Below are 13,977 nucleotides of genomic sequence, written 5' to 3' on the forward strand. Positions count from 1 at the left end.
CAGTTTCCGTAAAAGTGCAGATTGAAAAAAGCACGACGCCCCGACCGAATGAATCGGTCGGGGCGTCGCGGGTTCAGCGGGTGCCGAGTTTGCGCAGGTTGCCAGGGGTGAATTCGTCTTCGGAGAAGGCGGTGGCATTGAGCTTGGCGGGTTTCTGATCGACCAGCAGACGGTCAACCAGATAAGAGCCGGCGATCAGGTCATGGTAGATGCCGAGGCGTGCGTGGTAGCGCTCGATGTCGTAGGCGTAGACCGAGGTCTGCATGTTGGTGCGCCACAACTGGCCACGGGCATCGTAGTTATCGGCCATGGTCGCGGACCAGGTGTCTTCGTCGAGGTACAGCACGCGTTTGGCGTAGACGTGGCGGGCGCCTTCCTTGAGCGTTGCTTGCAACACCCAGCCCCGGTGTTTCTCGTAGCGCATGTACTGCGGATCGACGTGGCCGGTGGTCGACAGGATCTGATCCGCCGTCACGCTCGGGTCGTCGATCTTGTAGTTGTGGTACGGAATGTAGAGTTCTTTTTTACCGACGATGGTCCAGTTGTAGCGATCCGGTGCACCGTTGAACAAACGATCTTCGTCGTACACGCGGAAGCCGCCGGCGCCGGTCGGCGAGTCATAGCCGACGGTGGGTGCGCGGCGTACTCGGCGCTGGCCGGGGCTGTACTGCCAGGCTTGACGCGGCGAGGCCGTCGGGTTGATGAACTCGTGACCGACCACGATCTCGCCTTTCTTGCGCACCGGTTCCAGGGTGGTGATCAGGAAATTGGTCAGAATGCCGTTGGCGCTGTCGAGGTTCTTGTCCGGGCTGGACCAGATCGAGAAGATCTTGTAGTTGACCTCCTCAAGCACTTTTTCCTTGTTGGCGTACACCACCGCCTGGCCATAGTTGGCCTCTTCGGTGTTGGCGCGCCCTTGCAGAGTGTGGTTGAACATCAGCTCGCTGCCGTTCTTCGGAATCGGAAACGGCGAGGCGCCCCAGGCGTTCTTGGTGTCGTTGTTGTCGTTGTCGAGTTCGGCGGTCACCGCGTTTTTCTTGATCAGCTCTTCCAGGCGCTGATCGGCGCGGAAGTCGCGATGGCTCGGGTACACCGGGATCTTGAAGGTGTCCGGGTAGCGTTTGAGCAGCGCTTTCTCACCGTCGGAAAGGTTCTCGGCGTACTTGTCCATGTTCTTCGAATCGATCACGAACAGCGGTTTTTCCGCCGCGTACGGGTCCGGGTACGGCGTGCCGGGGCCGGCAAACTTCAGACCCGGTGGCAGACCACGCCACTTGCCGCTCCAGGCCGGAATGCTGCCGTCGGCGTTGCCGGCCTTTTCGGCGCCCATCGGGGTCAGGTCCTGGCCCAGTCGCGCGGCCTCTTCGGGGCTGACCTTGGCGTAGGTCAGGCCACTGCCGAGCAGGCCGACGGTCAGCGCCGTGCTCAATAACGTTTGGGTGAATCGAGACATGCTGTGCTCCTCCGACAGGGGAATCAGAACCGGTATTTGAAGTTGAGGGCGACGTTGTCGCGGTCGGCCAACGGGCTGTTGTTGGCGTTGCCCAGGTAGGCGTTGTAACGGGCTTCGACGGTGAAGTTGCCGAGGTAGCGCCACGAACTGCCGATACTGGCGCGGTCGTCGCCTTCGCCCTGGTTGATCGAGCCGACAATCGAGCTGTCGCCGTGGGCGGCGGTGCTGTAGGTGATCGGCACGGACATGTCCCAACCGCTGAACACATCGTTGTAATCGAAGCTGACTTGCGCGGTGTAACCCCAGGCTTCGCGGTCGTAGACCAGACTGTCGGTGCCCGGCAACGTGAAGCCCGGCGCCAGTGTCACGGGCTGCGACTTGTCGTTGCTGATGACGGTGTTGTAGACGACCTCGCCAGTCAGGGTGGTGTTGTCGGCAAAGGAGGTCGGGCCGAGCACGTAGATCATCGAGGACTGCGCTTGCATGGTTTTGCCGCGTACGGCGCTGGAGAAGCCGTTGTTGACCATCACCGGCGCGCCGTCGCGGTAACTGACTTCACCGGCCCAGCTGACATCCCCGATCACCGTCGAGAAACTGGCGCCGAACAGGTTGATGTTGTCGAAGTACACCGCACGGTAGCGACCCAGTTCGGACTGGAAGTCCAGCGACGGCGTCTTGTCGTGATAGCGCGAGTAGTAGATACCGAACTCGGTGTTGTTCAGTGACTCGGCGGCGTAGGTGAAGGCCACACCGTACTGGCCCTGATTGCTCGGTTTGTCGTTGGCCAGACGCGTGACGAAACCGCTGGCGTCGTTATAGCCGCCTTCGTCGATGTAGTCGGTGGTGGAGAAGTAGCTGCCGACCCCGAACAACTGGGTCTTTTCCCACTTGTATTGGTAGTAGGCCTGGATATCGAGGCTGTCGGTCAGGCTGAACTGGGTGAACAGTTGCCCGACCGGCAGGAGGATTTCCTTGACCTCGACACCGGGCGTGGTCGATTTGGTCGCGTCCACCGGGCTCTGCGCCGCCGAGATGCCGGGGTAGAACAGGCTTTCACCCCAGCTCACCACCTGATTACCCAGACGCGCGTTGAGGTTGTGCCCGCCCAGATCCCAGGTGCCGTAGGCGTAGTAATCGAGCATGCGCAGTTCGTTGCGGTGCTGATCGATGGTGTCCTGGGAGAAACGGTCCGGCCGGTTGCAATGGCCGCCGGCAAAGCAGTTCGAGGTGCCGGTGTTGTTATCGTTGTCCTGATCGTAGACGTTGTCGTAGAAGCCCGTGGCCCGCACGAACACGCCGTAATCGTCCTGCCATTTGATGTTGGCTTCGGTGAGGAAACCGGCGCGGTTGTTGATCAGGCTGCCCTTGGCAAACGCATTGTCGCCGTCGTTGGCGTCGGCGTTGGCCGTCAGTTTGTGATCGCGTGCCTCGGTCCGCCAGGCGAGGCTGTAGGTCAGCGTGGTGTCCCAGTCGACGCTCAGATCTTCGCTCGGCTGGAAGGTCATCGCGCTGGCCTGGCTGCCCAGTCCACCGGCCAGCAACAACACGGCCAGCTGTACGCGAGGGTGTAGCGATTGTGGGGCGATTATTGTTTTTATCATGTCGTCCTCATGCCCAGGTCAGACCTGCCCGACCTGCATTTCAGGGGGGGAGTGGTGCCGTGGGCGACTATGCGGTCACGCACCGGGCGCAACATCGTCCAAGCGGACTAAGCGATTTGCACGGGGACGGAGGGCACAGGCCTTAGTCCCATCGGACGATGACCACCCGACACACGCACCCAACAATCCCGAGACCGACTGCGCCGGACGAAGATCCGGCCGGCGGTTTTTGCCTTGAAGGCGCTGAGCAAGGGTGATCGCATGAAAGCTGCCGAGATCAAATGGGATGAGTGCTGCGATGTGCTGGTGGTGGGTTCCGGAGCGGGCGGGATGACCGCGGCGCTGCGCGCTCACGACCTGGGACTGAACGTGTTGCTGATCGAAAAGAGCAACGAGTACGGCGGCACCTCGGCGGTGTCCGGCGGCGGCATCTGGATCCCCGACAACCACCGGATCGAAGCCCTGGGCGGCAGCGACAGCGCCGCCGAAGCGATTGCCTATATTCGCGCGGTGACCCACGGCGAGATCGACGACGGGCGCATCGAAGCCTATGTCGAGCACGGCAAGGCGATGGTCGAATACCTCGAACTCAAGACCCGCGTGCGCTTCGAGGCGCAAACGCGCTACGCCGATTACTACCCGGAAGTCGAAGGCGGCAAACCCGGTTATCGCTCGATGGACCCGCAACCGTTCGACGCTGCCGAGCTGGGTGAAGAGTTTCTGCGCATGCGTGCGCCATCCCCCGGCACGTTGATGATGGGACGCATGGCGATGACCATGAAAGAGGCGCAGGTGCTGTTGTGTCGTGGCCCTGGCTGGTTGCGCCTGACGCTGAAGGTCATGTGGCGTTACTGGCGCGACCGCGAGGGCCGGCGGTTGTCGAAGCGCGACCGTTACCTGACCCTGGGTAATGCCTTGATCGGCGCCTTGCGTTGTTCGTTGCAGGATCGCGGCAAATCGCTGTGGCTCAACTGTGGGCTGGAGGAACTGCTGATTGTCGGCGACCGGGTCGGCGGTGCGCGGGTCTGTCGCGAAGGGCAGCGCCTGAACGTCAAGGCACGCTACGGCGTGATCATCGCCGCCGGTGGTTTCGAACGTAATCAGGCGATGCGCACGCAGTATCTGCCGCAACCCTCGCTGACCACCTGGAGCGCCACGCCGCCACACAATACCGGCGACGGCATTCGCGCAGGGCAAGCCATCGGCGCCCGCACGGCACTGATGGAACACAGCTGGTGGGCGCCAACCACCCACGTTCGCGGAGAGGAAAAACAACGGGCGATGTTCGTCGAGCGGACGTTGCCCAGTTGCGTGCTGGTCAATTCGGCGGGCGAGCGCTTCGTCAACGAAGCCGCGCCGTACACCGACATCGTGTACGCGATGTACGCCAACAACCGCGAAGGCGCTGTCAGCGTGCCGTGCTGGATGGTGTTCGACGCCGAATTCCGCCGCAAATACCCCTGCGGCGCACTGTTGCCGGGGTACGCCCAGCGCGACTGGCAACTGCCCGAGCACCTGCGTGATTACTGTTTCAAGGCGCCGGATCTGCTAACCCTGGCTACGAACATCGGCGTCGATGCGGGCGGGTTGCTGCGCACCGTGCAGCGTTTCAACGGCATGGCCGTGCGCGGCTATGACGAAGACTTCCACAAGGGCGAATCGCTGTTCGACCGCTACTACGGTGACCCGAACGTGCAGCCCAATCCGTGCCTGGCGCCGTTGTTCAAAGGGCCGTTCTACGCCGTGCGCATCGATGCCGGCGACATCGGCACCAAGGGCGGTTTGCTCACTGACGTTCACGCGCGGGTATTGCACGAGGACGGCAAACCGATCAAGGGCCTCTACGCCATCGGCAACAGCGCGGCGTCGATGATGGGCCGTACCTATCCGGGGGCCGGTTCCACCATCGGTCCGGCGATGACCTTCGGTTACCTGGCGGCCAATCACATCCATCGTCAGAGCCAGAAAAGCGGCTCGGTGATCAGTCAGTTCGGGAGCGTCAAATGAATCGGCAAGTTGCAGTGGTGACCGGCGCCAGTCGCGGCGTCGGTCAAGGTATTGCCCTGGCACTCGGTGCGGCGGGCATGCGGGTGTACGTCACCGGGCGTGCGCCGGCATCGGCAGGCGCGCATCTATATGGACAGGCCTTGAATAGCTCGCTGGACGACACGGCTGCCGCAATTACAGCGGCGGGCGGAGAGGGCGTCGCAGTGATCTGTGATCATGCCGACGATGCGCAGGTTGCTGCGCTGTTTTGCCAGGTCGAGCGTGAATGCGGGCGGCTGGATCTGCTGGTGAATAATGCCGCGTTCATTCATGACCAATTGATCGAACCGGGGCCGTTCTGGGAAAAACCGCTGGACCTGGTGCGCATCCTCGACGTCGGTCTGCGCTCGGCCTACATCGCCAGTTACTACGCCGCGCCGCTGTTGTTGAACAGCGCACAAGGGCTGATCTGCTTTACCTCGTCCTTTGGCGGCGGCTGCTACATGCACGGGCCGGCGTACGGTGCGCAAAAGGCCGGTTGCGACAAACTGGCGGCGGACATGGCCATCGATTTCGAGGGCCGTGGCGTGGCGGCGTTATCGCTGTGGCTCGGGCCGCAACTGACCGAGCGCACGCGGATTGCCGGCGAACAGCATGGCGAGCAGTACAAGGCTTTTCTGGCGCACGCCGAAACCCCGCAATTCAATGGCCGGGTGATTCACGCGTTGCTCAATGATCCGCAGTTGATGGCGCTCTCGGGGCAGACGCTGATCACTGCCGAAATCGCTGCCGGTTACGGCATCAGCGAAGACGGCGGCCGTCAGCCACCGTCCCATCGCACCCTGCTGGGTGATCCGCGTCAACAGCATCCGGCCCGGGTGATTTGAAGGTCATTCCCCCAGTGGACTTCCACTGGGGGACAGAAGTCAGCTTAACGCCCACTCCCGCAACACATTCTTGGTCACTTTCCCCGCTGCGTTCAACGGCATGCTCTCCAGCACCTGCACCCGGCGCGGCACCTTATAGTTGGCCATCTGCTCACGGCACCAGGCGAGGAATCGGGCTTGTTCGATCTCGACACCCGGCGCCGGCAACAGAAAGGCCATGGCCACTTCGCCCAGTCGCTCATCCGGAATGCCGATCACCGCCACCTGCGCCACGCCGGGATAGCCCAGCAGACAGTGTTCGATTTCCGCCGGGTAGACGTTGAAACCGCCGGTGATGAACATGTCCTTGAGGCGATCGGTAATGCGCAGATAACCTTGCTCGTCGAGCACGCCGATGTCGCCGGTGTGCAGCCAGCCGTCGGCATCGAGGACTTCCTGACTGGCCTGCGGATCGTTGAGATACCCCTGCATCAGGTTGTAGCCGCGCACCTGGATTTCGCCGGGGACGTTCACCGGCTGGCTGCGACCGTTGGCGCCAATGCAGCGGATTTCCACCCCCGGCATGGCCCGGCCGCTGGTGGACGCGAGCAGTTCCAGTGAGTCCCCCGGCCGACAGATCGTTGCAAAACCACAGGTTTCGGTGAGGCCGTACGCCGTGACGATGGTGGCGAAACTCAGCTCATCGCGCATACGGCGGATCATCTCCACCGGAATCGTCGCGGCGCCGGTGACCGCAATGCGCAAGGACGTCAGGTCGAAAGCATCGCGCTGCGGGTGGGCGAGCAGGGATTGATAAAGGGTCGGTGGGCCGGGCAGCACGGTAATTCGCTCGCGCTGCACGCATTCGAGCACGGCCTGCACGTCGAAGACCTGTTGCGGCACGATGATGCAGCCGCGCATCAGCGCCGCCAGCCAGCCGGCCTTGTAACCGAACGAATGGAAGAACGGATTGACGATCAGGTAACGATCGCCCTCGCGCAAACCGACCACTTCACTCCAGTCGCGCACCACCCGCAGGGTTTGCCCGTGACTGCTCATCACGCCTTTGGGCTTGCCGGTGGTGCCCGAGGTGAACAGCAGGTCGGAGAGGTCTTGCGGGCCGAGCGCCTGCTCGCGTGTTTGCAGGGTTTCTGGTGACACATCGCTGGCCAAGGCCAGGAACGCCTCCCAACTCAGCGCGCTTGAGTCATCGCTGCGCAAAGTGACGATGTGGCGCAGCGCCGGTAGGTCTTCGGTGGCGAGCATGCGCGGATAGTCGGCGCCGAGGAACTCGCCGATGGCAAACAGCACGCAGGCGCCGCTCTGGCGCAAAACGAAGCCGGCTTCGCTGCCTTTCATGCGCGTATTGAGCGGCACCAGCGCGGCGCCGACGCTGTGCAGCGCACCGGCGGCGACAATCCATTCCCAGATATTCGGCGCCCAGATCGCCACGCGGTCACCGGGCTGGACGTTCAACGCCAGTAACGCCCGGGCTGCCTGAGCGCGAAGTTGATCGAGTTGCCGGTAGCTGATCAAGCGTCCGTCATCCTCGATGGCCGGGCGGTCGCCATAAATTCGGGCAGCGTTGGCGAACAGTTGGACGATGGTCAGTGCGTTTTCGACAGGCAGCATGGGGCCTCCTCGGCCAGAGGACAGGTGCGGAAGAAAGGGGTGTGCCGGGCAGGCGCCCGGCAAAGCAAATCAGGCGGCGGGCGGGGCGAAGCGGCGGCCGGCGGAGAAACCGCCGTCCACGGCGATCATCTGGCCGCTGACAAAGGACGCTTCGTCTGAGGCCAGGAACAGGGCGACGTTGGCCACTTCTTCCGGCTGCCCGGAGCGATTGAGCATGTGTTGCGAGGCGAAGAACGCGTGGAAGGCTTCGTGTTCGCGGACCATGCTGGTCATCGGCGTTTCGATCAGGCCGGGGCACAAGCCGTTGACGCGAATATTGGCGTAACCGAAGTCGATCGCCATCGAGCGCGTCAGTTGGTTGATGCCGCCCTTGGAGACGTTGTACGCGACGTTGCCGTCGCAACCCTGCAGGCCGAAGATCGAGCCGATGTTGATGATCGAACCGCTGCGCCGGGGCTCCATCGATGCCAGCGCGTACTTGCTGGTGAGCATGCTGCCGGTCAGGTTGATGTCCAGCACCCGTTGCCAGTTGGCGGTGCTGGTCTGGGTGACGCTGCCCTGATCGGCGACGCCCGCCGCGTTAACCAGCACGTCGATGTGACCGAAATGGTTGACGACTTCCTGCATGACCTGTTGCACCTGCGCTTCATCGCGCACATCCAGTGTCATGAACAGGCCCGGAAAATCCGCCGGTGCACTGCCGATGTCCAGGCCGACAACCTGCGCACCTTCGGCGGCAAAGCGCCGCACGCAGGCCAGGCCGATCCCCGATGCGCCGCCGGTAACCACCGCGACCTTGTTTTGCAAACGAGCCATAACTGCACCTCTTTTATTGTTTTTGGGCCAATGGGCTGGCCGAGTCTAACTGCAGATCGCGTCTGGGAGATCGTCCGTTGAGACTATTCTCGACCGCCGCTCAATCCGGAAACTTCAAGCGCACCCGCGCACCGCTCGGGCGGCTTTGGCAGGCCAGGGTCCAGCCTTCGGCCAGTTCTCGGGGGCTGAGCACGTCGTTGCGGGCCATCCGGGTTTCGCCTTCTTCGACGACGCACATGCAGGCGCCGCAAAAACCTTCTTCGCAAGAGGAGGGCACGTCGAGGCCGGCAGCCTTGCAGCTTTGCAGCAGGGTGTCGCCGGGCTGACAGGCAATTTCGTAGGGTTGACCGTCGAGCACGACCACCAGCGATTCGCAGCGTGAGCCGAGGGAGGCTTGCCGGGCGGCGGCTTCTTCAGCCAGCAGTTCGTCAGGATCGGGCGGCGAAACGAAGCGTTCGACGTGGATGCGTTCAGCGGCTTCGCCGAGTTCCAGCAAGGTCCGTTCGACGGTGTCCATGAACGGGCCGGGGCCGCAGATGAAGTAATCGCCGCCGGCAGAGCCTTTTAGCAAGTGGCGCACCTGGGCTGCGGTCAGGAAGCCTTGAACCGAATCGAGTACGTGCACCACTTGCAGTTGTTCCGGATGGGCCCGGGCCAGTTGCCGCAGCTCATCCTTGAAAATTACCGATGCTTCATCGCGATTGGCGTAGATCAACTTGATCGGCCGCCGGCTGCGCTGCAACGTCGATTTGAGAATGGAAAACACCGGGGTGATGCCCGATCCGCCGCCGAACAGCACCAAGGGTTTGTCGTCATCCGGTTGATGTTCATCGAGGCAGAAATGTCCGGCCGGCGGCAAGACTTCCAGCCAGTCACCGACCTGTACCTCGTTCATCCGGTTCGACACCCGGCCGCCCTCGACCCGTTTCACGGTGACCTTGGGTCGCTCATCGGTCAGCGGCGAACTGGCCATGGAGTAGCAGCGGGTCAGCAACTTGCCCGCGCAAGGCACGCGAAACGTCAGGAACTGCCCCGGTTTGTAGCCAAAGCGCTCACGCAGGTCTGGCGGGACGTCCAGCACCAGCGAGCGTGCATCGGCGGTTTCGTCGATCACCGCGCACACTTGCAAGGAATAGCTGGCCGCTGTGGCCTGGGCCGGTGTCAGGTTCTGTTGTTGCGTGCCCATGTTCACCTCGGCCTCAGAGCCCGCTGATCAATTGGGCGTTGTCGACGCGGATCTCGGCACCGTTGACGAAACGCGACTCATCGGTGGCGAGGAACAGCACCACGTTGGCAATGTCGGCCGGCGCGCACATGCGGTTCATCGGGTCTTGGTCGAGGTCTTGCTGATTGATCGCCACACCGCCGGTGAGGGCCTGGGTCATCGGCGTGTTGACGCCGTCCGGGTGCACGCTGTTGCAGCGAATGCGGTAGCCCTGTTGCTTGCAATGCAGGGCAATCGAACGGGTCATCGCCGCCACCGCGCCTTTGGACGCCGAATAGGCGCAGAACATCGGCATCGCGCCCAGCGCGGCCACCGACGACATGTTGATGATCGAACCGCCGCCGGTTTCCTTCATCGCCTGAATGGCGTATTTGCAGCCGAGGAAGTAGCCGTCGCCGTTGATTTTCTGCACCTTCTGCCACAGCTCCAGCGTGGTGTCTTCGATGCTGCCCAACGCCAGAATCGCAGCGTTGTTGACCAGCACGTCGAGGCGGCCGAAGTGTTCCAGGGTGGTTTTGATCACGTTCTGCCAGTCGCTTTCGCTGGCGATGTCGTGACGGATGAACAGTGCATTGCTGCCGATTTGCGCGGCCACTTCACGGCCGGCGGTGTCGTTGAGATCGGTCAGCACCACCTTGGCGCCTTCGCGGGCCAGCAGCAGGGCGTCTTCGCGACCGATGCCGCTGGCGGCGCCGGTGATGATGCAGACTTTGCCTTCTACACGTTGCATTGTTGTTCTCCTGAGCGTGTGGTTTGAGCAGCAAATTGTTCGGCCACGTGGGCGGCGGCGCGGCGGCCGGAATAAATGCAATCGGCCAGGGACAGGCCCGAGACATAAAGATTTGAAGCGACCCCGACCGCGTTGCGCCCGGCGCTGTACAGGCCGGCAATCGGCTGGTCGGCGTGGTTCAGCACCTGACCGCTGCTTTCGCAGACTTTCAATCCGCCAAGGGTGATGACGGGGCAGGGGAAGAGGCGGCTGGCGAAGGACAGGTCGAGGGCGTACCACGGGCCTTGAACCATGTCGGCGAGCATGGCTGGCGACTTGCCGAACGGATCGATAATTTCTGCGCGAGCGGCGCGGCTGTAGGTGTTCACGGTGCGTTGCAGGTTATCGGGCGGCAATCCGCAGCGCTTGGCCAGGTCCGCTAGGTGGCGGCTGCGTTTGGCGTTGAACAGCAGATTGAGCAGCACCGGCAATCGCTGGAAGGACCAGACTTTACCGGGGCCGATCTGGCGCAGCGCCTCCCGCACGAGCGCCCGGTCGAGAATCAGGATGGCGCGGCCGTCGTGTTCTTCCACCATTGCCTGGCCGAGGGTCGCGCCGTAGATTTCTTCGTTGGCGTAACGCTCGCCCCGCGCATTGACGATCAGGCCCCGGGCCCAGGCCAGCGGCGGGTTGATGAAACGCCAGGCGCTGACTTTGTCCATCCGCGCCACGCGGCCGCCGGCACTCTGGCCCAGAGCGATGCCGCTGCCGTTGCAACCGGTGGTGCCCAGCGGCAAACCGGGCAGATAACGCGGCGCATGCTGACGGACCCATTCGCGGTTGAAGATGAAACCGCCACTGCTCAGCAGCACGGCGTGGTCGGCGCGAATCAGCTGCCGTTCGGCACTGGCGAGTTCAATGCGCCGCAAGCGAGCGCGTAACTGATCGGCCACTGCAGGCGCGTACATGTGAATCGCGGTGGCCCAGCGTGACAGCCGGGCATGTTGCCGGGCTGCGCGACTGTCGGTTGGCAGGTGCCAGGCTTCGACGCCCACCACCCGGTCATTGGCATCAATCACCAGACGCCGGACTTCGCACTGGCTGCGCAGGCGTGCCCCAAGGCGCAAGGCGCTGGCTTTCAGCGCGGCGAACAGGCTCGCGCCCGACAGGCCGGGGCCTTTGGTGCGGTGGCCGCGCGGTGCCGGTTTGGCGATCGCGGCGTAGGCCGGGACGGCTTCGTTGCCGGAGTAATAAAGGTAAAACTGGTCGCTCGGGTAGGACGTCTTGTGCGGCGGCACGCTGGATTCGAATGCCACGCCCTGGCGTTCGAGCCAGGCCAATTGCTCGCAACTGCCTTCGCAGAAGTTTCGCAGGGTCTGCGGGCTCACGGCCTCGCCGACTTCCTGGCGCAGGTAGTTGAACATCGCGTCGCGGCTGTCTTCGTATCCGGCCTGACGCTGATACGGCGTGCCGCCCCCGGCATACACCACGCCACCGCTAATGGCCGTTGCACCGCCGCCGGCGAAGCGGTCCAGTGCCAGCACCGACAAGCCGCGACTGACCGCCTCAATCGCCGCGCAGGCCCCGGCACCGCCGAAGCCGACCACCAGCAAATCGCAGCAATCGTCCCAGTCCAACTGGTCGGCGCTGTTCACGCGCAAGGGTGGCAACTGTTGTTGAGCGTCCATGGCCCGACCTCAGCCCGCAGCAGCAAAGGCAGATGCCGGGTTGGCGGTGGTGGTGTAGCTGCCGTCGAGGTAGACCAGCGGAGTGATGGTGTCGCTGGTGTGGATTTGCAGGATGCGTCCGATGAACACGGTGTGGGTGCCATAGCTGAAATGGCCGTCCTGACGGCAGAGGATCGCCGACTGGGCGTCACTCAGATACGGAATGCCGCCGGGGCTGGTCACCCAGTTGCCCTGATCGAAGCGCGCCTCGCCTTTGATCGAACCGCTGCAACGATGGGCCAGACCTTGCTGTTCGACGCCGAGAATGTTCACGCAGAAATCCGCGCCGGTGGCCAGTGCCGCGTGGGAAGAGGCGGTCTTGTTCACGCAGATCAGCAGCGACGGCGGCTCGGTGCTGAGGGAGTCGACCGCCGTGGCGGCCATGGCGAAACGCTCGGAGCCATTGCTGGTACTGATGATGGTGACTGACTTGGCCAGACGGCGCATGGCCTGGAGCATGTCGGCTTTCAGATTGATGTCGTTCATCGCACTCGTCCTGTGGTTGTACTGGAGTGCGATGGATTTTTGCGCTGGCGTCCCTGCGCAGCATCGTCCGAGGGGACTAGGCCTTTGGGTGGTCTGCGTACGTGCTTCGGATCATTGTCGACATGGTCCGTTTGAGGGATGTCCGGCGCTTTTCACATTGTTTGAATGCCGCACAGGAGGCAGGCACCGCAAGTGCGGCACGTGCCTCGCTGCACGCGCGCCCCGGCGGACGGGGTGAACAATGGAGAACAATAAAAATGCTCAACCAAGACCTGATTCGCCAGCGTCTGAGCCAGCGTGCCCGCGAGCTGGTACCGATTCTGCGTGAGCGCGCCCTCGACGCCGCGCAGACCGGCCAGTTGCCGGAAGAAACCCTGAAGGATTTTCAGGACGCGGGGTTCTTTCGCATCCTGCAACCGTCACGCTGGGAAGGCTACGAGCTGGAGCCCAAGGACTTTTTCGAAGTGCAGATGACCCTCGCTGAGGGCTGTATGTCGTCGGCTTGGGTGCTTGGTGTTGTGGCGATTCATAACTGGCAGATGGCGCTGTTCGATGACCGTGCGGCGCAGGATGTGTGGGGCAATGACTCCAGCGTGCTGATCTCTTCTTCCTATATGCCGGTGGGCAAGGTCGAACGGGTGGAGGGCGGTTTCAGGCTCAGCGGGCGCTGGGGCTTTTCGTCCGGCAGCAAGCATTGCGAGTGGGCGTTTCTCGGGGCGCTGGTGCCGGCGGAAGAGGCCGGTGGTGCGCCGGACTACCGGACGTTCCTGGTGCCGCGCAGTGACTACCAAATCCTCGATAACTGGAACGTCATGGGCCTGGAAGCCACAGGTTCTCACGACATCCTGGTCGAAAACGCCTTCGTCCCCGAGTACCGCACCCATCGGGCGTTCGACGGTTTCATGCAGAACAGCCCCGGAAATGCGGTGAACACCGCGCCGCTGTTCCGCCTGCCGTTCGGGCAGATTTTCGTGCGGGCAGTGTCGTCGGCGGCCATCGGTGCGCTGCAAGGCGCGGTGGATCAGTTTGTCGAACACAACCGCGCGCGGATCGGGGTCAATGACGGACGCAAGATGGTCCAGGATCCGGCCGCGCAATCGGCGCTGGCCAACGCCATGGTCTGCGTCGACGAGTGCAAGACCGTGCTCTATCGCAACTTCGCCTTGATGCTGGAACGGGCGCAAAAAGCCGAGCCGCTGAGCATGCCCGAGCGGGTGAAGATGCGTTACGACTCGGCACGGGTCGCCGACAAATGCGCGAAAGCGGTGGGCGAGCTGATGTTCAACAGCGGCGCCTCGACGATTTTCCGCAGCCACCCGATCAACCGTGCGTTCCGCGACATTCACACCGGTCGCGCCCACGTCGCCAACAGCCCGGCGAAGTACGCCTGGAACCTCGGCGCCGTGAGCATGGGGCAGGACAGCAACGACTTTTTCCTCTGACCGCACTGCGCTGAATCGGCTAGTCCGTTTGCAG

Annotated in this window: 11 protein-coding genes; 3 read left to right on the top strand and 8 right to left on the bottom strand. The window is 63.0% G+C overall.

Annotated elements, in window-relative coordinates:
- Positions 1 to 73: 73 nt before the first annotated feature.
- Both JJN09_RS05470 and JJN09_RS05475 read right to left on the bottom strand, forming a co-directional pair.
- Positions 74 to 1,453 carry a DUF1329 domain-containing protein gene (locus JJN09_RS05470; protein WP_249486125.1) on the bottom strand — a complete coding sequence of 460 codons (1,380 nt, stop codon included), beginning with the start codon at positions 1,451 to 1,453 and terminating at the stop codon, positions 74 to 76.
- A 23-nt stretch (positions 1,454 to 1,476) separates the two neighbouring features.
- The gene (locus JJN09_RS05475; RefSeq protein ID WP_249486127.1) at positions 1,477 to 3,054 is read right to left on the bottom strand and encodes a DUF1302 domain-containing protein; all 1,578 of its coding nucleotides are present in this window, start codon (positions 3,052 to 3,054) and stop codon (positions 1,477 to 1,479) included.
- A gap of 261 nt (positions 3,055 to 3,315) precedes the next feature.
- On the opposite strand from JJN09_RS05475, the gene JJN09_RS05480 reads away from it, so the two are divergent.
- The gene (locus JJN09_RS05480) at positions 3,316 to 5,061 is read left to right on the top strand and encodes an FAD-dependent oxidoreductase (RefSeq protein ID WP_249486129.1); all 1,746 of its coding nucleotides are present in this window, start codon (positions 3,316 to 3,318) and stop codon (positions 5,059 to 5,061) included.
- A complete protein-coding gene (locus JJN09_RS05485) occupies positions 5,058 to 5,927 on the top strand; it encodes an SDR family NAD(P)-dependent oxidoreductase (RefSeq protein ID WP_249486131.1) in 870 nt (289 codons plus the stop codon). Before JJN09_RS05480 ends, JJN09_RS05485 begins: the two co-directional genes overlap by 4 nt.
- 39 nt (positions 5,928 to 5,966) lie before the next feature.
- On the opposite strand, the gene JJN09_RS05490 is transcribed toward JJN09_RS05485, so the two are convergent.
- The 6 genes from JJN09_RS05490 to JJN09_RS05515 form a co-directional block, all read right to left on the bottom strand.
- Positions 5,967 to 7,538 carry a FadD3 family acyl-CoA ligase gene (locus JJN09_RS05490; RefSeq protein WP_249486133.1) on the bottom strand — a complete coding sequence of 524 codons (1,572 nt, stop codon included), beginning with the start codon at positions 7,536 to 7,538 and terminating at the stop codon, positions 5,967 to 5,969.
- A gap of 69 nt (positions 7,539 to 7,607) precedes the next feature.
- Entirely contained in the window at positions 7,608 to 8,354 is a 747-nt protein-coding gene (locus JJN09_RS05495) for an SDR family NAD(P)-dependent oxidoreductase (RefSeq protein ID WP_249486135.1), read from the bottom strand.
- A 100-nt stretch (positions 8,355 to 8,454) separates the two neighbouring features.
- Positions 8,455 to 9,540: a ferredoxin--NADP reductase gene (locus tag JJN09_RS05500; protein WP_249486137.1), complete on the bottom strand. Its 1,086-nt coding sequence runs from the start codon at positions 9,538 to 9,540 to the stop codon at positions 8,455 to 8,457.
- A 13-nt stretch (positions 9,541 to 9,553) separates the two neighbouring features.
- Entirely contained in the window at positions 9,554 to 10,309 is a 756-nt protein-coding gene (locus JJN09_RS05505; RefSeq protein WP_249486139.1) for a glucose 1-dehydrogenase, read from the bottom strand.
- Positions 10,297 to 11,976, bottom strand: a complete 1,680-nt coding sequence (locus tag JJN09_RS05510) for an FAD-binding protein (RefSeq protein WP_249486141.1) — start codon at positions 11,974 to 11,976, stop codon at positions 10,297 to 10,299. The genes JJN09_RS05505 and JJN09_RS05510 overlap by 13 nt, the downstream gene beginning before the upstream one ends.
- A 9-nt stretch (positions 11,977 to 11,985) precedes the next feature.
- The gene (locus tag JJN09_RS05515) at positions 11,986 to 12,501 is read right to left on the bottom strand and encodes a flavin reductase family protein (protein WP_249486143.1); all 516 of its coding nucleotides are present in this window, start codon (positions 12,499 to 12,501) and stop codon (positions 11,986 to 11,988) included.
- A 257-nt stretch (positions 12,502 to 12,758) separates the two neighbouring features.
- On the opposite strand from JJN09_RS05515, the gene JJN09_RS05520 reads away from it, so the two are divergent.
- The gene (locus JJN09_RS05520; RefSeq protein WP_249486144.1) at positions 12,759 to 13,943 is read left to right on the top strand and encodes an acyl-CoA dehydrogenase family protein; all 1,185 of its coding nucleotides are present in this window, start codon (positions 12,759 to 12,761) and stop codon (positions 13,941 to 13,943) included.
- The last annotated feature ends 34 nt before the right edge of the window (positions 13,944 to 13,977 follow it).

Source organism: Pseudomonas sp. HS6, assembly GCF_023375815.1.
GTDB lineage: Bacteria > Pseudomonadota > Gammaproteobacteria > Pseudomonadales > Pseudomonadaceae > Aquipseudomonas.